General features: G+C 73.4%; 15 protein-coding genes. 3 read left to right on the top strand and 12 right to left on the bottom strand.

Annotation, left to right across the window (positions count from 1 at the left end):
• Positions 1–156: 156 nt before the first annotated feature.
• From ACFV9H_RS38820 to ACFV9H_RS38810, 3 genes are all read left to right on the top strand, one after another.
• The gene (locus ACFV9H_RS38820) at positions 157–1,914 is read left to right on the top strand and encodes a cation acetate symporter (protein WP_385408243.1); all 1,758 of its coding nucleotides are present in this window, start codon (positions 157–159) and stop codon (positions 1,912–1,914) included.
• Positions 1,911–3,146: a histidine kinase gene (locus ACFV9H_RS38815; RefSeq protein ID WP_385408241.1), complete on the top strand. Its 1,236-nt coding sequence runs from the start codon at positions 1,911–1,913 to the stop codon at positions 3,144–3,146. The genes ACFV9H_RS38820 and ACFV9H_RS38815 overlap by 4 nt, the downstream gene beginning before the upstream one ends.
• Positions 3,147–3,217: 71 nt before the next feature.
• Entirely contained in the window at positions 3,218–6,064 is a 2,847-nt protein-coding gene (locus tag ACFV9H_RS38810) for a LuxR C-terminal-related transcriptional regulator (protein WP_385408239.1), read from the top strand.
• On the opposite strand, the gene ACFV9H_RS38805 is transcribed toward ACFV9H_RS38810, so the two are convergent.
• From ACFV9H_RS38805 to ACFV9H_RS38750, 12 genes are all read right to left on the bottom strand, one after another.
• Positions 6,034–6,561, bottom strand: a complete 528-nt coding sequence (locus ACFV9H_RS38805; protein WP_385408237.1) for a sigma-70 family RNA polymerase sigma factor — start codon at positions 6,559–6,561, stop codon at positions 6,034–6,036. The genes ACFV9H_RS38810 and ACFV9H_RS38805 overlap by 31 nt on opposite strands.
• 459 nt (positions 6,562–7,020) lie before the next feature.
• Complete coding sequence (locus ACFV9H_RS38800; protein ID WP_385408247.1) at positions 7,021–8,484, bottom strand: GuaB1 family IMP dehydrogenase-related protein; 1,464 nt, start codon at positions 8,482–8,484, stop codon at positions 7,021–7,023.
• Positions 8,485–8,599: 115 nt separating this feature from the next.
• Positions 8,600–9,730: an XdhC family protein gene (locus tag ACFV9H_RS38795; RefSeq protein WP_385408235.1), complete on the bottom strand. Its 1,131-nt coding sequence runs from the start codon at positions 9,728–9,730 to the stop codon at positions 8,600–8,602.
• Entirely contained in the window at positions 9,730–11,049 is a 1,320-nt protein-coding gene (locus ACFV9H_RS38790) for an IS701 family transposase (protein WP_385408233.1), read from the bottom strand. Before ACFV9H_RS38790 ends, ACFV9H_RS38795 begins: the two co-directional genes overlap by 1 nt.
• Positions 11,050–11,121: 72 nt before the next feature.
• Positions 11,122–11,772, bottom strand: coding sequence for a TMEM175 family protein (locus ACFV9H_RS38785; protein WP_385408231.1), 651 nt, complete (start codon positions 11,770–11,772; stop codon positions 11,122–11,124).
• Positions 11,773–11,873: 101 nt separating this feature from the next.
• Positions 11,874–12,215: a nuclear transport factor 2 family protein gene (locus tag ACFV9H_RS38780; RefSeq protein WP_326592278.1), complete on the bottom strand. Its 342-nt coding sequence runs from the start codon at positions 12,213–12,215 to the stop codon at positions 11,874–11,876.
• A gap of 15 nt (positions 12,216–12,230) precedes the next feature.
• Positions 12,231–13,733, bottom strand: coding sequence for an ATP-binding protein (locus ACFV9H_RS38775; RefSeq protein WP_385408229.1), 1,503 nt, complete (start codon positions 13,731–13,733; stop codon positions 12,231–12,233).
• Entirely contained in the window at positions 13,730–14,983 is a 1,254-nt protein-coding gene (locus tag ACFV9H_RS38770) for an MFS transporter (RefSeq protein ID WP_385408227.1), read from the bottom strand. Before ACFV9H_RS38770 ends, ACFV9H_RS38775 begins: the two co-directional genes overlap by 4 nt.
• Before the next feature lie 8 nt (positions 14,984–14,991).
• On the bottom strand, positions 14,992–15,855 hold the full coding sequence (locus ACFV9H_RS38765; RefSeq protein WP_385408225.1) for an FAD binding domain-containing protein: 864 nt from the start codon (positions 15,853–15,855) through the stop codon (positions 14,992–14,994).
• The gene (locus tag ACFV9H_RS38760) at positions 15,852–18,257 is read right to left on the bottom strand and encodes a xanthine dehydrogenase family protein molybdopterin-binding subunit (RefSeq protein ID WP_385408223.1); all 2,406 of its coding nucleotides are present in this window, start codon (positions 18,255–18,257) and stop codon (positions 15,852–15,854) included. The genes ACFV9H_RS38765 and ACFV9H_RS38760 overlap by 4 nt, the downstream gene beginning before the upstream one ends.
• Before the next feature lie 4 nt (positions 18,258–18,261).
• Entirely contained in the window at positions 18,262–18,732 is a 471-nt protein-coding gene (locus tag ACFV9H_RS38755; RefSeq protein ID WP_385408245.1) for a (2Fe-2S)-binding protein, read from the bottom strand.
• Positions 18,729–19,203, bottom strand: a 475-nt coding sequence (locus ACFV9H_RS38750) for an NADPH-dependent F420 reductase (RefSeq protein WP_385408221.1), incomplete at its 5' end; no start/stop codon positions are given. The genes ACFV9H_RS38755 and ACFV9H_RS38750, both read right to left, overlap by 4 nt.

Here is a 19,203-nt window from a genome sequence, read left to right as displayed (position 1 = left end):
GGGCTGGATGTTTCAGCCTCGCCGGCGTTTGAGGCGCGGGGGTTCGGGGGCGGAGCCCCCGACAGCGGCGCCGCAGGGCCGGATCGGGCCTGTTGCCCGCTGAAGGGCCGCGCATAGACTCCGGGTCACCCATCCCCCCGGTCGAAGGAACCGTCCGTGAACCAGACGTACGCGCTGACCGCGGTCACCGTCGTCGTCCTGGTCACCGTCCTGGTCGGGGCGCTCGGCCTGCGGATATCCCGGACCACCTCCGACTTCTACGTGGCCTCCCGCACGGTCGGCCCCCGGCTCAACGCGGCGGCCATCAGCGGGGAGTACCTGTCCGCGGCCTCCTTCCTCGGGGTGGCGGGGCTGGTGCTGCTCCAGGGGCCCGAGATGCTCTGGTACCCGGTCGGCTACACCGCCGGGTACGTGGTGCTGCTCGCGCTCGTGGCGGCTCCGCTGCGCCGCTCGGGGGCGTACACGCTGCCCGACTTCGCCGAGGACCGGCTGGAGTCGCAGGCGGTGCGCCGGATCGCGGTGCTCTTCGTGGTCGGGGTCGGCTGGCTGTACCTGCTGCCGCAGTTGCAGGGCGCCGGGCTGACCCTGGAGATCCTCACCGGCGCCCCGCACTGGGTCGGCGGGGTGGTCGTCGCCTTCGTGGTCAGCGCGGCGGTGGCGGCCGGCGGGATGCGCAGCATCACCTTCGTGCAGGCCTTCCAGTACTGGCTCAAGCTCACGGCCCTGCTCGTCCCGGCGTTCTTCCTGATCGCCGCCTGGGCCGGGGACGGCGCCCCGCGCGCTTCCTTCGACGCCCCGGCCGTCTTCCGCGAGCACACCACCGTCACCCTCGCCGAGGACGTGCGGCTGTCCCTGGAGGCGCCGCTGACGGTGTCGGTGACCGGCCGGCTGGACGGGCGTACCTACGAGGGGGAGCCGGTGACCCTCGCCGCCGGGCCGCATTCCGTACGGGCCCACGCGCGGCTGGAGTTCGCCCCGGACACTCCTGTGCCCGACACCCGTGCGGAGGCGGGCATGGGAGTGTCCAGCTGGTCGCAGCCGCTGTCCGGGGACCGGTCGGGGTACCGGCTGTACGCGACGTACGGGCTGATCCTGGCCACCTTCCTCGGCACCATGGGCCTGCCGCACGTCGCGGTGCGCTTCTACACGAGCCCCAACGGGCGTGCCGCGCGGCGCACCACGCTGGTGGTGCTCGCGCTGGTCGGGGTCTTCTACCTGCTGCCGCCGGTGTACGGAGCCCTGGGCCGGATCTACGCGCCCGAGCTCGCCCTCACCGGTGACGCGGACGCGGCCGTGCTGGTGCTCCCGGAGCGGATGCTGGGCGGCGTACTCGGGGACCTGCTGGGGGCGCTGCTGGCCGGGGGCGCCTTCGCCGCGTTCCTGTCGACGGCCTCGGGGCTGACCATGGCGGTGGCGGGGGTGCTGCACCAGGACCTGCTGCCGTCGCGCGGGGTGCGCAGCTTCCGCATCGCGGTGCTGCTGGCGATCCTGGTGCCGCTGGGCGGGAGCGTGGCGGCCCGGGACGTGCCGGTGGCGGACGCGGTGGGGCTGGCGTTCGCGGTGTCGGCCTCCTCCTTCTGCCCGCTGCTGGTGCTCGGCATCTGGTGGCGCGGGCTGACCCCGCCGGGTGCGGTGGCGGGGCTGGTCACGGGCGGCGGCGCGGCGCTGAGCGCGGTGCTGGCGACGCGGGCCGGTCTGGCTCCAGGCGGCTGGACGCACGCGCTGCTGGCCTGGCCGGCGGTGTGGTCGGTGCCGCTGGGTTTCCTCACGATGGTGGCGGTGTCGCTGGCCACCCGCTCTCGCATCCCGGTCGGGACGGCGGCGACCCTGGCCCGGCTGCACCTGCCGGAGGACGTGGCCGGGGACCGGGCGTGGGGGTCCCGCCGGCGGAGCGCGGGGGAGGGTGCGCGGTGACCGCGGCGGCGCTCGTCGTCCTCGCGGTGGCCGGCGCGGCCCTGCTGCTGGGCGCGGGCTGGGCGGCGGGCCGTCTGCACGCCCTGCGCGGCGAGCGGGCCGCGGGGCTGGACCTCGGCACTCCGGTGGAGCGGGCCACGTTCCACACCCTCCACACGGCTTCGCTGGCCGCTCCCCCGCTGCGGGCGGGGCTGACGGAGGACGCCGCCCGCAAGGCGGCCAAGCGGCTGCGCTCCCTGCTGGGCACGGAGGCGCTGTGCCTGACCGACCGGGATGCGGTGCTGGCCTGGGACGGCCCGGGCGCCGACCATCACCAGCGGCGGGCGATGGCCCGGGTGGCGGTGATGCTGGAGTCGGGGCGCAGCCAGAGCGTGCGGACGGAGTGCCAGCGGCCCGACTGTCCGCTGAAGTGGGCGGTGGTGGCCCCGCTGACCGGCGAGGACGGGATGCTGGGCGCTCTGGTGGCGTACGGTTCGCGGGAGTCGGCGGTGCTGGTGCGGGCGGCCACGGAGGTCGCGCGGTGGGTGTCCGTTCAGCTGGAGCTGTCCGAGCTGGACCGGTCGCGGACCCGGCTGATGGAGGCGGAGATCAAGGCGCTGCGGGCGCAGATATCCCCGCACTTCATCTTCAACTCCCTCGCCGCGATCGCCTCGTTCGTCCGGACCGATCCGGAACGGGCCCGGGACCTGCTGCTGGAGTTCGCGGACTTCACCCGCTACTCCTTCCGGCGGCACGGCGACTTCACCACCCTGGCCGACGAGTTGCGGTCCATCGAGCAGTATCTGGCGCTGGCCGGGGCCCGGTTCGGGGACCGGCTGAAGGTGACCTTGCAGGTGGCGCCCGAGGTGCTGCCGGTGGCGCTGCCGTTCCTGTGCCTGCAGCCGCTGGTGGAGAACGCGGTCAAGCACGGGCTGGAGGATTCCACGCAGGAGTGCCGGATCACCATCACCGCGCGGGACGCGGGCTCGGAGGCGGTGATCACCGTCGAGGACAACGGCATCGGCATGGATCCCGCGCTGCTGCGCCGGATCCTGGCCGGGGAGCGCGCCGGCGCCGGCTCGGGGATCGGGCTGCCCAATGTCGACGAGCGGATCCGACAGGTGTACGGGGACGCGTACGGGCCGGTGATGGAGACGGGTGTCGGCGCTGGCATGAAGATCACCCTGCGGATCCCCAAGTTCCGTGCGGGCGTGCACAGTTCACCGAGGGAACCGCAGCCGCCCCGGCCCTGAGGCGGCATTCTCCGACCGGCCCGTTCCGTGTCATCCTGTGACCGGCGCGCACGACCGGAAGGGACGCCGACGTGACGGTCGGGCGAGAGCAGCTGCGCTGCGACGTACGGGAATGGGTGCGCGCGGGCGCCGAGTGCGGCGGTGCTCAGGGCGCGCTGCTGATCGTGGAGGGCGAGCCCGGCTCCGGCCGGACGGCCTTCGTACGGGCGGCACTGGCCGACGCGGTGGCCCTGGGCGTCGGCGTGCGGTACGCGGCGGCCGACGCACTCGCCGTGGAGCTGCCACTGCGCGCGGCGCTGGACTGCCTGCACCCTGGCGGCCCCGGCCGGGCGCCGGTGGTCGACCTGCTGCGGGAGGCCGCGGAGGCGGCGCTGCCCGGCGGCGCGCTGCTCGCCGCGATGGACCTGCTGGCGGCCGGGGTCGAGCGGTGGTGCGCCGAGCGGCCGCTGCTGCTCGTGCTGGACGACGCCCACTGGGCCGATGCTGCGACCCTGCTGCTGTGGCAGCGCCTCGCCGGCTGGGCGGCGGCGGGACGGCTGCCGCTGCTGCTGGCCGCGACCCGGCGGCCGCTGCCCCGGCGACCCGAGCTGGATCCGCTGTGCGCGACGCCGGGCGGGCGGACGGTGCGACTGGAACCGCTGTCCGCGGCGGAGGCGGCCGAGGTGGTGCGCGAGGTGCTGGGCGCGCCGCCGGGACCCCGGCTGCGGACGGCGGCCGCCCAAGCGGGCGGCAACCCCGCTCTCCTGCGCCGATTGCTGGACCACTGGTCCCGTACCGGAGCCCTCCGCGTCACCCAGGGCGGCGCGGCCGAACTCACCGTGGCCGAAGCCGAGTTGTCGCCGCCGGCCGGGTTGGCCGGGCAGGCGCTGGAACCGCTCTCCGGGCCGGCGCGGGCCACCACCCGGCACGCGGCGCTGCTGGGCCCGGTCTGCACGGTGCGCGAGCTGGCCCTCGTACGGTCGCGGCCGGTGCGGGAGTTGCTCGCGGAGCTGGAGGAGCCGGTGCTGGCCGGGCTGCTGGAGGACAGCGGGGAACGCCTGCGCTTCCGCCACCCGGCGCTGCGGCAGGCCCTCTACGCGGAGACCGCGGGGGCCGTGCGCTCGGCCCTGCACCAGGACGCCGCCCGGACGTTCGCCGAGGCCGGGCTGGACCCGGCGCGGACCGCCGAGCAGCTGCTCTGCGGCGGCCGCCTCGGCCCGTGGGCGGTGCGCTGGCTGGCGGACTCCGTGCCTGCGCTGATCGCCGGGGCGCCCGCCGTCGCGGCGGAGCTGCTGGAGCGGGCCCTCGCGCAGGGCGACCCGTGGGAGCCGCGGACGCGGGAAGCACTGGAGGAACTCCTCGCGGACGCGGCGCTGATGCTGCGCCGCCCCGAGTCGGTCGAGCTGCTGGCGGCGCTGCGCGCCCGGACCACGGACCCGGACCGGCGGGCGTCGGTGGACTTCAAGCTGGTGTCCGCGCTGATGATCCAGGGAGACATGACCCGCTCCCTGGAGGTCACCGAGCGGGCGCTGGCGGAGGAGTTCCCCTCGGCCGCGCTGCGACTGCGGCTGGAGGCCTGCCGGGTGCTGGCCCTGGCCGACCTGCGCCCGCCGGCCGAGGCGTACGCGCTGGCCGGGCCGGTGGTGGAGCGGGCGCGGGCGCTGGGGGATCCCCTGTGCGGGGCGGAGGCCCATCACGCCATGTCCTTCGCCCTGTTCCACCTGGGCCGGGGCCGGGATTCGCTGCGCCACGTCGCGGCGGGGATCACCTGTGCGCGGCGCAGCCCGGAAGCGAACGACATGCGGTTGCTGCTGCTCGCGAACCAGGCGGAGGGCCACATGCGCTTCGACGAGCCGGGGATCGTGGAGGCCGCTCTGCGGGAAGCCCGGGAACTGGCGGCCCGGACCGGTTCGACGGGACGACTGGTGGTGACGCAGGCCCGGCTCGCCGAGTTCCACTACCGGCTCGGCGACTGGGACGAGGCCCTGGCGGGGGTGGCCCGGGCCTGCGCGCTCCCGGTGTCGGACGGCTGGCTGCCGGTGGTGGTGCGCGGGCTGCGGGCGCTGGTACTGGGACACCGCGACGAGCCCGGGGCGGCGGGCACCGAGCTCGCCTCGCTCCCGGCCGACGCCTTCGCCGGCCCGGCCGCGCGCCGCTACGCCTCCCACGTCCTGCTGGCCCGGGCGCTGCTCGCGGAGCGCGACGGCCGCCCGGGCGACGCCCTGCGGGCGCTGCTGCCCGCGCTGGAGGACGGCATGGAGGAGGCGGTTGCCTACGAGCGTCCGTGGGTGCTGTCGGAGATCGTGCGGCTGGCCCTGGAGAGCGGGGAGGCCGGCACGGCGCGGGCGGCGGTGGCGGCGTGCGAGCGGGTGGCCGCGGCGCTGGTCGAGTATCCGGGCCCGGCGCTGGCCCTGCTGCGCTGCCGGGGCCTGTTCGCGCAGGACCCGGAGCCGCTCGCCGAGGCGGTGGCCCGGGGCGAGCGGGCCGGGTGGCCGCTGCCGCTGGGCCACACCCTGGAGGACCTGGCCGTGGCGCGGGCCTGGCGCGGCGACCTGTCCGGCTCGCGGTCGGCGCTGACCCGCGCCGTGGAGACGTACGAGGAGTTGGGCGCGCGGTGGGACATCGCCCGGGCCGACGCCCGTCTGCGGAGCCTGGGCGTCCGCCGGGGCAGCCGGTCCGCGCGGCGGCGGGCGTCGAACGGCTGGGAGGCGCTGACCCCGGCCGAGCTGAAGGTGGCCCTGCTGGTGGCGCAGGGCCGATCCAACCCGGAGATCGCGTCCGAACTGTTCCTCTCCCGCAGGACCGTGCAGACGCACGTCTCGCACATCCTGGCCAAGCTCCAGGTCCGCTCGCGGGCGGCGGTGGCCGCGCAGGCCGCCGCTCAGGCCGCTCAGGCCGCTCAGGCCGCTCAGACGGCGATGCGGTCGCCGGGGCCGTAGCCGGGCATGGCGGCGCGCAGCGCCCTGAGCGCGTAGTGGGTACGGGACTTCACGGTCCCGGCGGGCACGCCCAGCGCCTCGGCGGCCTCGCCGACGGAGGCACCCCGGAAGTAGATCTGCAGCAGCACGGCGCGGTGCTCCGGGCTGAGTAATCGCAGGGCGTGGCGGACGTCGAGGACGGCGACGGCCTGCTCGGTGCGGTCGTCGGCGGCCGGGGAGTGCTCCAGGGCGTCCGGCCCGACCTCGACCGGCCGCACCATGCGGGCCCGCCGGGCGTCGATGGCGAGCCGCCGGGCGACCGTGTACAGCCAGGGCCGCATCGAGGCGTACCCGCTCTCCAGGGCCTCGGGGTGCTTCCAGGCCCGGAACAGGGTCTCCTGGAGCAGGTCCTCGGCGCGGTGCCGGTCGCCGAAGGTGAGGCCGAGGAGGAAGCCGTACAGGGCCTTGCCGTGTTCGCTGTGCAGGCGGGCGAGGGCGTGCGCGTCGGTCCTGTCCACGGGGGTGTCCCTTCGGGGGTCGGGTCCCCCGAGCGTCCCGCAGCGGCCTCGCGGAGTTATCCGCCGCCTGGCGTATCCGCCCACCCGTGCGCCGAACGGTCCCCCACCACGCCGAACGGTCCCCCGGCCCGTACCCACCCGCTGCGCGGAGCCGTCCCCTCCGCCGGCGGAAGATCCAGCCCCGCCGGCGTTTGAGGCGCGGGGTCCGGGGCGGAGCCCCGGCAGTGGCGCCGCAGACTGTCCGGGTACGGCCGTGGCCCCGGCTCGCCCCGCCGCCGTGGGGGGGGGGGCCCCGCCCCCCCCCCCCCGGGGGGGGGGGGCCCCCCCCCCCCCCCCGGGGGGGGGGGGGGGGGGGGGGGGGGGGGGCCCCCCCCCCCCAGTGGCGCCGCAGACTGTCCGGGTACGGCCGTGGCCCCGGCTCGCCCGGAACGGGGCGGGCCGGGGCCACGGAAGAAAGAGCTAGCTCCAGCTGGCGTGCAGCGGCTTGCCCTCGGCGTAACCGGCGGCGGACTGGATGCCGACCACGGCCTTCTCCTCGAACTCCGCGAGGGAACCGGCACCGGCGTAGGTGCAGGAGGAGCGGACACCCGCGATGATCGAGTCGATCAGGTCCTCGACGCCCGGACGCGCCGGGTCGAGGAACATGCGCGAGGTGGAGATGCCCTCCTCGAACAGACCCTTCCGGGCCCGGTCGTACGCCGACTCCTCCGACGTACGGTTCTGCACCGCACGCGCGGACGCCATGCCGAAGGACTCCTTGTACAGGCGGCCCTCGGCCGACTGCTGGAGGTCGCCCGGGGACTCGTACGTGCCGGCGAACCAGGAGCCGATCATCACGTTCGACGCACCGGCGGCAAGCGCCATCGCCACGTCACGCGGGTGACGGACGCCGCCGTCGGCCCACACGTGCTTGCCGTACTTCTTGGCCTCCGCCGCGCACTCCAGCACCGCGGAGAACTGCGGGCGGCCCACGCCGGTCATCATGCGGGTGGTGCACATGGCGCCCGGGCCCACACCGACCTTGATGATGTCGGCGCCGGCGTCGATGAGGTCCTTGACGCCCTCGGCGGCGACGATGTTGCCGGCCACGATCGGGACCTTCGGGTCCAGCGCGCGGACGGCCTTGATCGCGTTGATCATCGACTCCTGGTGGCCGTGGGCCGTGTCGATGACGAGCGTGTCCACGCCCGCGTCGAGCAGCTGCTTGGCCTTCTGCACGAAGTCGCCGTTGATGCCGACGGCGGCCGCGATGCGCAGCTTGCCGTTGGCGTCGGTCGCCGGGGTGTACAGGGTCGCGCGCAGGGCGCCCTTGCGGGTGAGGATGCCGACGAGCTTGCCGTCCTTGTCGACGGCCGGGGCCAGCTTGCGGTGGCCGGCGTCGAGCTGGTTGAAGGCCTCGCGGGGGTCGATGTCGGCGTCGATGAGCAGCAGCTCCCTCGACATGACCTCGGAGAGCTGGGTGAAGCGGTCGACCCCGGTCAGGTCGTGCTCGGTGACGACGCCGACCGGGCGGCCCGCGTCGTCGACGACGACGCCGGCGCCGTGGGCGCGCTTGGGCAGCAGCGACAGCGCGTCGGCGACGGTCTGGGTGGGCGCCAGCGTGATCGGGGTGTCGAGCACGAGGTGGCGGGTCTTCACCCAGGAGATGACGTCGGTGACGACCTCGATCGGGATGTCCTGCGGGATGACGACGATGCCGCCGCGGCGGGCGACCGTCTCGGCCATCCGGCGGCCCGCGATGGCGGTCATGTTCGCCACGACCAGCGGAATGGTGGTGCCGGTGCCGTCGGGCGAGGAAAGGTCCACGCCCTGGCGGGAACCGACCGCGGAGCGGCTCGGCACCATGAACACATCGTCGTACGTCAGGTCGTACGGCGGCTTCAGGTCATTGAGGAAACGCACGTGCTGAACATCCCAGTCGATCGGAGGTACCCCGACCTGTCAGCCGAGGAAACGCACGTACTTCATTCTCCCACGACCTGGCGTTTACGCCGCCCGGGCTGATCGTCCAGGACATACCGGGCCGTGTGGTTCTTTCCTACGGGACTTTGGTCCTTCGGTGGACCGGACCGGTGCGCCGGGCCAGCGGGCGGACGGATCCGCCGTGCCGGACGGCCGTGAGTTCGGCGGCGATGGCGAGGGCCGTCTCCTCGGGCGTGGCGCCGCCGAGGTCGAGGCCTATGGGTGAGCGCAGCCGGGCCAGCGCGGAGTCGGGCACCCCCTCTTCCCGCAGCCGCCGGGCCCGCTCGATGTGGGTGCGGCGCGATCCCAGGGCTCCGACGTAGGAGAGGGGCAGCCGAAGGGCCAGCTCCAGCAGCGGTACGTCGAATTTGGCGTCGTGCGTCAGGACGCAGACGGCGGTACGCGGGTCCAGCCGGCCCGCGTCCCATTCCGCGGCCAGGTGACGGTGCGGCCAGTCGACGACCACCTCGTCGGCGTCGGGGAAGCGGGCCGCGAAGACGGGCCGGGCGTCGCACACGGTGACCCGGTGGCCGAGGAAGGCGCCGATCCGGGCCAGGGCGGCGGCGAAGTCGATGGCCCCGTAGACGAGGAGGCGGGGCGGTTCGGCGGCCGATTCGACGAGCAGGGTCAGCGGCTCCCCGCACAGTCCGCCTGCCGTGCCGAGCTCGGCGGTGCCGGTGTGGCCGGCCGCCAACAGTCCCCGTACCCGCAGGGCGGCGGCCAGGTCCAGTGCGGGGCCCGCGCCGAGCCCGCCCTCGTAGCTCCCGTCGGCATGGACGGCCAGCGCTCGGCCGAGCTGCTGCGGCGGGCCGGAGACGACCCGGGCGAGCGCCGCTCGGGCGCCGCCCGCGGTGGCGTCGAGCACGCGGTGGATGACGGGTCTCACGGGGTCGGCCCCGCGAACCGGGGTGATCAGGACGTCGAGGACTCCCCCGCAGGTCAGGCCCACCGCGAAGGCGTCGTCGTCGCTGTAGCCGAAGCGGTGCAGGCCGCCTTCGCCGGAGGCGATCGCGTCGAGGCAGAGCTCGTGGACGGCGGATTCCACGCAGCCTCCGGAGAGCGAGCCGAGTGCGGTGCCCCGGTCGTCGACGGCGAGCGAGGCACCGGGGCCGCGCGGGGCGCTCCCGGTGACGGAGACGACGGTGGCCAGGGCGAATTCCCGCTGCGCGGCGTACCACGCGCGCAGCTCTTCGGCGATGTCCAGCATCAGCGGATGTACTCGCGGCGCGGGGCCTGGCCGGGGGTGTACGAGCGTGCGGGCAGGACGGCCGGGGGCCCCGGGCGAGCGGTGGGGGGCCGGGCCGTGGCCGGTGCGGGTGCCCGGCCGGTGGCGGCGCGGGCGGCTGCGGGGTGGCTGTCGGCCGGGCGGGCCCGGGTGCCGAGGAGCTTCGCGGCGTGGGCGACGCTGGCGAGGGTGGCGTGGTGGTGCCAGCCCCGGAAGGAGCGGCCTTCGAAGTCGCGGATGCCCACGGGTTCGCAGGTTTCCGTGAAGTCGAGGGAGACGCGGTCGGTGAGCTTGGCGAGGAGGAAGAGCTGGGCGAGCGGCCGGTCGCCGATGTTGGTGATCCAGAACTCGGTCGGCAGCAGGGCGGCTTCGCTCCAGGCTCCGACGAGCAGCAGCGGGGTGGTGGGGGCGGGCAGCGGCCGGTCCTCGCTGGGGGTGGCGAGGATGGACGCGGAGGTGAGCAGGGTGACGGCTCCCTCGGCGCGGCCGTGCCGGGTCCATTCGACGACGCGGCGCTGGGAGCGCAGGGAGTCGATGAGTTCGCGGGCGGGCGCTGTGTGGGGTCCGGGTTTGTGCCGGCCGGCGCCGCCGAAGGAGACGGGCAGCGAGCCGTCGACCTTGAAGACGAAGGGGATGTCCTGGAGGGCGAACGACTCGATGCTCTGCGGGAGGTCGGAGTTGGCGACCTCCATCACCACGGGCCGGCGCTGGAGTTGCCAGGTGGCGGCCATCCGCTGGACGGCGTGTACGGCGTCCTGCGCGGGGGTGAGCGAGCGGGCGGTGTCGGGGATGCCGGCGCGGCGGCGGCGCAGGAGCTCGGTGGTCCAGGGCCCGGGGAGGGTGAGGGTCCATTCGACCGGGAAGCTGGCCTCGCTGGAGGCGAGCCAGATCCCGCTGGCCTGCTGACAGTTGGCGGTGCGGCCGAGCTGGGGGACGAACTGGCGGCCGACGCCGACCGAGCGGTCGCCGGCCTTCTCTATGACCATGGGCTGGAGCACCCAGGCGAGGGGGCGTTGGGCGGTGCGTTCGAGGTGCTGGGCGAGGGAGCGGCGGACCGGGGTCCAGTCCCAGGGGGACTTGCTGATGAACTGCTGGAGGCTCTGCTCGACGGAACTGGCCCCTGTTCCGGCGATGTTACGGATTGTTTTCTTCCCATTGGTCCGCACGAGGCCGTTCAGATATACGCGGGCCCAGTTTCGCTGGTCCCGCCGGGGTAATGACTCGAAGAGAAGAGAGATCAGGACGTCGATCAATTCGGAGATTTCCTTCGTGGAATCCTCCGGCAGGACTACGCGAGCCATCTGGGCCTCCCCCGCGACCAGCTAGATCCAATACCCTACTTGACCGCGAAGAACGGCCGTAGGCCCCGGCGGCTACTTCCTGAGGTCGCTGGCAGTTTCGAGCCGCTCTTCCTCTACCACGAGAGGGATGGGGATCTGGTTCGCCGCATAGTAGATCGCGATCAGGAAGTGGGCGACGAGTGTGAGGGGCGCGGAGTAGAAGGCCAGCAGCACGGTGAGCGGGTAGGCGATGGCGCCGAGTCCGAATCGGACCCTGGTGGCGCGCGCGCCTTCCTTGTCCACGTGGTCGTGGAAGAGGTGGCCGACCCGGGTGACGTACCACCAGAAGACCAGGAACGCCAAGGCGTAGGCCACGGTGACGGCGCTGTAGAGGACCGCGGCGGCGTTGGCGGACCCGCCGTCGTCCATGAGGTGTTCGGCGAGGACATTCGTCGTGTACGGAATCACCGACACCACCATGAGCACCAGGAGATTCAGGAACAGCAGTGACCTGTCGACCCGTTTGAGGTGACTGAAGATGGTGTGGTGGTTCACCCACATCACACCGATGATGAGGAAACTCACGACGTAGGCGGCGTAATGCGGCCACTGTTCCCGAACACCGTGCCAGAAGCCGGACCAGCCCGTTTCTTCCGGCGCTTCCAACTCCAGGACGAGGATGGTGATGATGATGGCGAATACGCCGTCACTGAATGCCTCGACCCGCCCGGTTTCGCGTTCCATGACCTCCCCTTTTCCACTCCATGCATATATCTACGCCGTCACACATACGGGGAGGGCGCACATCCCCGCCCTCCCCGCACACGCTACCCAGATTTCCGGGTTCAGCCGCCGAATCCCGCGGTCTGCCTCCAGATTCGGCCATCGCGGACGACAAGTGTCCCGAACGCGTGCTCCGGTTCACCGTTCAGGTTCATGATCGCGCGGTAGAAGATGGTGTCTTCGGTCTCGATGTACTCCTGGAGTTCCACGAGCGTGGGCTTCACCGTCAGGTAGCCGGTGAACGTCTCGCGCACCGCTTCGATGCCGACCGAGACCCCCTCGAAGCGGAGCAGCACGGCGTCGTCCGTGTAGTTCTTCATCACCGCCTCGATGTCCAGGGCGGCGAGCGCGTCCATCTGGCGGACGAACACCGGGTGCAGCTTGGAGATGTCGTACTTGGCCATGTCGACTCCATTCCTTCAACGGGTGGCGGAACTGGCGGAGGTGGGTACATCGGCAGGTGGGGCGCACCCCTGGGCGCTGCCGGCGAACGGCAGCCGCACGACCATCCGGGTCTCTCCGGGGCGCGAGCGGGCCGTGATGGAGCCGTGGTGGCGCTGGGTCACGATGCGGTAGCTGAGGTGCAGCCCCAGGCCCGTGCCCTTGCCCACGTCCTTGGTGGTGTAGAAGGGTTCGAAGATCCGCGGCAGGGATTCCTCGGGGATGCCGCCGCCGGTGTCGGCGATCTCCACGACCATGCAGACGCCCTCGGCCCGGGCACGCAGGGTGAGCACCCCGGCGCCCTCCATGGCCTCGGCCGCGTTGGCGACCAGGTTGGTCCACACCTGGTTCAACTCGCTGGGATAGCCCGTCAGTTCGGGCAGGTCGGGTTCGTACGCGCGCACGATGCTGATCCCGGCGAGCTTGGCACGAAGCACGACCAGCGTGTTCTCCAGTCCGTCGGTCACCTTGAAGCGCTGCTCGGGCGCCCGGTCGAGATTGGCGTAATCCCGGGTGGCGGACACGAGTTGGGAGATCCGCGGACCCGCGGCCCGCAGTTCCGCGGCCAGCGAGCGGATCTCCAGCAGCGCCGCCAGGTGGTCCAGGGCCGGGGCGAGTGCCGGCTCTCCGATCCCCTCCAGCCGCTCCAGCAGCCATCCCAGTTCGAGCCCCAGGTCGGAGATCCCCGAGCCGAGCAGGCCGGGCCGTTCGGTGCCGGCCTCCTCGGCCCAGTCGGCGATCTCCTCCTCGGCGTCGGCCTGGGCCAGTGGGTCGGTGGTCGCGGGCGGCGGCAGCTTGTCCAGTTCCTCGGCCAGTCGGTCCAGTACGGAGCGCTCCGGGCCCGTGGCGGCCGCACCCCAGGCCTGGGCGGTCCGGGTGAGCCGCTCCAGGGCCGGGGCCAGTTCCTGTGCGGCGCGGGCCACGGCCGCCGCCGGGTTGTTCAGCTCGTGCGCGAGCCCGGCCGCGAGGGTGCCGAGGGCCTCGACGGTGGCCCGCTTGCGTGCCTGGACCTCGGAGGACTTGATCCGCCAGGCCAGGACCGGGATCAGGACCGCGGCCACCCCGTGGCAGCGGGTCAGCATCTCGAAGAAGACCGGCTTCGCGTACGCCACGACGGTGGTGGCCGGCCCGTTCGCGGCCGCGGTGGCCACGTAGGAGCCCTCGGTGAGCAGGGGCAGCTCTCCGGTGAACCGGTGCGCGGCCGACGGTTTGCCGTCGTGGTCCTCGGCGGCGGCGCTCTCCTCCTCGGTGGAGTGTCGGGTCAGCACCTCCTCGCGGCCGTCGACGACCTTGGTGACGACGAGCCCGCCCGAGAGCAGGACGTGGAACCGGTCCGCCTCCTCGCCGTCCCGGAAGAGCACCTCCCCGTCGGCGAGGACACGCGGCTCGGAGACCGAGACCAGCCAGTCCAGCTGCTCGCCGGTGAGTCCGGCGAATATCTCCAGTCCGCGCAGGGCGGACTTCAACTCGGCGCCGTTCACACCGTGCTCCCCTCGGCCCTGGTGCGGGCGGCCAGCCTCAGGGTGGCCAGCAGCGCCAGCGCACACACCCCCGCGACGGCGGCCATGAAGCCGACGGAGGTGCGGTGCAGCCCGTGGATGTTGGTGAGCATCCCCGCGAGCACCGCCGGCACGCTCATGGCGAGGTACGCGAAGACGTATACGGCGGCGGTCAGTTCGCCGCGGTGCGCCGGGTCGGCGAGTGCGGACAGCGCCCGGAAGGACCCGAGGAAGGCGGCCCCCCACCCGCTGCCGAGCACGGCGGTGGCCACGAGGAACACGGGGGCCGAGCGGATGCCGAGGGAGAGCAGTACGAGGGCCAGTCCGGCGAGCAGGCCCAACAGTCCGAGGACGGCGGTGCGCAGCGCCTCGGTGCGGCCGAGCACCAGCTGGGCGACGGTGGCGGCGCCCGCGAGCAGCGCGACCGTGGCCCCGCCGACGAGGTAGTTGGTGGAGCGGAGCAGGGAGAGGGCCAGGTGCGGGCCGAGCGAGAGGTAGAAGCCTCCCACGGACCACACCGCGACGATGGTCAGGACGAGGATGCCGAAGCGGCGCCGGGCGCCGGCCGGCACCCGGATCCGGTGGGGGACCACCCGGAAGCGGCCGCCGGCCGCGGGAGCGCTCTCCCGCATCCGGACGACCCCCACCAGGGTGATGGCGAAGGCGCCGACCAGCAGCAGGTAGCTCAGGACGGTGGGCGCGGGGGCGTACTGGACGAGCAGTCCCGCCCCGATCCCGCCGAGTCCGATGCCGACGGTCGGCCCGGCGCTGTTGACCTGCGCGCCGAGCGCGGGCCGGGTGCGCGGGCCGAGTTCGAGCAGGGCCGCGCCCATGGCCCCGGTGGCGAGGCCGACGGCGAGCCCCTGCACGGCGCGGGCGGCGAGCAGCAGCCCGAGCCCCTGGGCCCCGGCGAACAGTCCCATCGAGACGATCGCCAGGACCAGGCCGGCGCCCAGCACGGGGCGCCGGCCGAGGGTGTCGGACAGGGACCCGAACAGCAGGAGCCCGGCGAGCACGGTGACGGCGTACAGGGCGAAGACCACGGTGATCGTGCCGGAGGACAGCCCCCACTTCTCCTGGTAGAGCACGTAGAGGGCGGAGGGCACCGAGGAGGAGAGCATCAGCAGGACGAGGACCGCTCCCACCACCCAGAAGCCGGAGCCTCTGGGCGGGCCGGCCGCGGGCGCGGCTGGGTGCACGATTACCCCCGTGGTCGTCTTGGCCGGTTCCACTGCGTCACTCAGCTCCTTGTGATGGGCCCCGTGGCGGGCGGTCGGGCGGCGGCCTGCTCCGCCCTCTGCAAAGCGCGGGCCGTCAGGACCCCCGCGAGGTGGCCGAGGTACTCGGCCGAGGTGCCGCGCCCGGGGACGAAGAGCTCCCGGGGTTCGCCTCGGAAGGCCGCGAGCACCGCGTCCGTGGTGTACGGCCCTCCGCGCAGCCGGTCCTCGACCCGCCGCAGCCGCAGCGCCCGCGGGGTGGCCCCGGTGACCGCGATGCGCGGCCCGTCGGGGGTGATCCGTACGGCGGTGGCGGCAATCGGGTAGCGGGTGGCCCGGTCGGCGGTCTTCTCGAAGGCCGCCGACCCGCCGGCGGCGGGCACCAGCAGTGCGGTGACGACGGTGGCGGCGGGCGCCCCGGTGGCCGCGAACTCCTCGGCGGTCACCGTCCTGCGCCCGCCGCGGCCGGCCAGTTCGACCGCCGCGTCGGCGGCGATGGCGGCGACCGGCAGGTCGGTGGCCCGCCCGCCGACGGCGAGGTTCCCGCCGACGGTGCCGAGGTTGCGGACCTGCGGGTCACCGTTGGCGCGGGCCGCGGCGGCCAGTTCGGGCGCCCCGGCGAGCACGAGGGGGTGCGTGGCGAGCTCGGCGAGCGTGGTGAGCGCCCCGATCCGCAACCGTCGGCCCTCGGAGCCGCTCCTGATGCCGCGCAGTTCCTCCAGGTGCCGTACGTCGACCAGCAGTCGGGCCCGCTCGGCGCCGGTGCGCAGGTCGGGCAGCAGGCTCTGGCCGCCGGCGAGCACCCGGGCGCCGCGGGTCCCGGACAGCAGGGTCAGTGCCTCGTCGAGGCCGACGGGCCGGACGTAGTCGAACGCGGTGAGGATCACCGGGCTTCTCCTCTCAGGTGGCGCCAGACCTTCTCGGGGGTGAGCGGCATGTCGATGTGCTGTACGCCGAGGTCGGAGAGGGCGTCGACGACCGCGTTGACGACGGCCGCGGCGGGCGGCACGGTGGCGATCTCGCCGGCGCCCTTGGCGCCGAGCGGGTTGTGCGGGCTGGGCGTGACGGTCTTGTCGATCGCGAAGAACGGCGCGTCGGCGGCGCGCGGCAGGGCGTAGTGGTTCAGGTCGGAGCTGATCAGCTGCCCGTCCTCGCCGTACTCGGCGGCCTCCATGAGGGCCTGGCCGAGGCCGTGCACGATGCTGCCCTCGATCTGACCGTGGACGATCTTCGGGTTGCCGATGTTCCCGGCGTCGTCGACGGCGGTGTAGGCCACCACTTCGGTCTCGCCGGTGAGTTCGTCGATCTCGACGACCGCGACGTGCGTGCCGAAGGGGAAGTTGAAGTCCGGTGGATCGAAGTGGGTGGTCTCGTCGAGGGCCGGCTCGATGTCGGGGGGCAGCCCCCAGCCGTACCACATGGCCATCGCCAGCTCGGCGAAGGTCTTGGCGTTCTCCTCGTTGCCCGCCTCGAAGACCTTGCCGCCCTCGTAGACGGCCTTGTCCTCGGGGATGCCGAGGAAGACGGCTCCGGCCCGGAGCAGTTTGGCCTTGATCTTGCGGGCGGTGAGGGCGACGGCGGGCGCGGCCATGCTGTAGGAGCGGGAGCCGTAGGTGCCCTGCCCGTACGGGGCCTTCTGCGTGTCCCCCTCGAAGACCTGGACGGTCGACGGGTCGATGCCGAGCTCGTCGGCGGCGACCTGCGCGAAGACGGTGCCGTGGCTCTGGCCGGTGGACGCGGAGCCGACGGTGACGGAGACCTCGCCGGTCGGGTGCACGCGGATGTTCGCGCTCTCCCAGGTGCCGCCGAGCATGCCCTCCTGGGACATCCGGGTGGAGGGGCCGACCCCGCAGATGGCGACGTAGGTGGCGAGGCCGACGCCGAGCCGCTTGCCGCGGGTGCGGGCCTCCGCCTTGCGGGCGGGCATGTCGGCGTAGCCCGACAGGGCGATGGCCTTGTCGAAGTTCAGCCGGTAGTTCCCGGAGTCGTAGGTCCAGCCGAGGCCGTTGTCGTACGGGAACTTCTCCTTCGGCACCAGGTTCCTGCGGCGGACGGCCGCCGGGTCCATGCCGATCTCGGAGGCGTACCGGTCGACGAGCCGCTCCATCAGGAAGGCGGCCTCGGCGCGCCCGCTGCCGCGCTGGGCGCCGAGCGGGACGGTGTTGGTGAAGGCGGCGTAGACCTCGCAGAAGGCGGCGGGGATCTCGTACATGCCGCTGATGGATCGGCCCATCAGGGCGGTGGCGACGCCGGGGCCGATGGTGGAGGGGTACGCGCCGAGGTTGGCGTAACTGGTCGCGCGCACGGCGGTGATGCGGCCGTCGCGGGTACCGGCGAGGGTCACGTGCTGGCGGTGGTCGCGGCCCTGCACGGTGGAGTTCATCAGCCCGGTGCGGGTGTCCACCCATTTCACGGGCCGGCCCAGCGCCTTGGAGAGCAGCAGGACCAGCGCCATGTCGGGGTAGAGGTAGCCCTTGGTGCCGAAGCTGCCGCCGACGGTCGGGGCGATCACCCGCAGTTTGTTGAAGGGGATGCCGAGGACCAGGGCGGAGAGCAGGAACCGGTGGTTGTGCGGGCCCTGGGTGGAGGCGTACAGCGTGTACTCGCCGGTGACGGCGTCGTAGTCGCCGACCGCGCCGCGGGGCTCGATGGGGCTGTTGATGGTCCGCTGGTTCACCAGGTCGAGCTCGACGGTGACCTCCGCCTCGGCGATGGCCGCGTCGGTGCGGTCCTTGTCGCCGCAGGTCCAGTACGCGTTCAGGTTGCCCGGCACGGCCTCGTGCAGCTGGGGCGCGCCCTCGGCGAGGGCCTCGTCGGCGCGGGTGACCACGGGCAGCGGCTCGTACTCGACGGAGATGGCGGCGAGCGCCGCGTGGGCCTGGCGCGGGGTTTCGGCGACGACCACGGCGATCGGGTCGCCGACGTGGCGCACGGCGTCGCCGGTGAGGACCGGGCGGGCGCCGGGAAGTCCGTAGGGGTGGGGCGGGAAGTGGCTCTCCACGCCGCCGGGTATCCAGATGCAGGGCAGCGGCATCACGTCGGTGAAGTCGGCGGCGGTGGCCACCTTCAGGACGCCGGGCAGCTGCTCGGCGGCCTTGGTCTCGATGGAGAGGATCTTCGCGTGGGCGACCGGGCTGCCCAGGATCGCCATGTGGGCGGTTCCCGGCAGATCGATGTCGGCCACGTACTTCGCTTCGCCGCGCAGCAGCTGCGGATCCTCACGGATGTCCAGAGGCTGTCCGAGCAGGCCACTTCCGGTTGTCGGCGTCTCCCCCGTCACGGCGGTCATGTCCTCACACCTCCTGTCTCGCGGCTTCGCAGGCGCGCTGCACGCCGCGGACGACGCTGTGGTAGCCGGTGCAGCGGCAGAGGTTGCCGGTCAGCCACTCGCGGATCTCGGGCTCGGTGGGGGCCTCGCCGTCGGCGGTGGCGTCGACGAGTTCGCCCAGTGCCATGACCATGCCGGGCGTGCAGAAGCCGCACTGGGTGCCGTGCTCCTGGCGCAGCGCCTCCTGGAGGCCGTTGAGTTCGCCGCCGGGGGTGGTGACGCCCTCGATGGTGGTGACCTCGGAGCCGGCGGCCGAGGCGGTGAGGATCAGGCAGCTCTTGACGGACCTGCCGTCGAGCCGCACCACGCAGGAGCCGCACTGGCCGGTGTCGCAGCCGACCTTGGTCCCGGTGAGGCCGAGGCCGTCGCGGAGCCGTTCCACGAGCAGTTCGTTCGGCTGCGCCGGGAACTGTTCGGATCTACCGTTCACATTCAGTGTGATATCCATGCCAGCGCCTGCGCTTCCGTGAGCGGCCGGTTGAAGAGGGGCCCGCCGGGCTGCTGGAGAATTCCTCCGGAGTGCAGCGGGCCGGTGTCGACGGGCGCGAATCCCAGGTCCGAGATGATTCCCGCGACGATTTCCTTTGCTTTCACGTCGTCGCCCGCTGTGAAATGCGCCAGGCGCTCTCCGGGTGCGGTGCCGGCGACGGCGAGTGTTTCGAAATGCATGGTGTTGAGGGATTTCACGATCTGGGCGCCGGGGTACCACTCGGCTACGAGATCGCTGGAGCCGCGGCCCCCGAGGTCGGCCGGGGTTCCGGGACCGCCGAACGCGTTGGTGGCGTCCACGATCACCTTGTCCTGCACGACGTGCGGCGGCAGCAGTCCCCGTACGCGGTCGAAGGGCACCATCAGCACCAGGAGGTCCGCCCGGGCGGCGGCCTCGGCGGGGTGCGCCGCCGAGGCC

The sequence above is a fragment of the Streptomyces sp. NPDC059874 genome (assembly GCF_042731135.1).
Classification (GTDB): Bacteria; Actinomycetota; Actinomycetes; order Streptomycetales; family Streptomycetaceae; genus Streptomyces.
Note: the sequence above shows the minus strand (reverse complement) of the source record. Positions and strands in the feature narration are given on the sequence as shown.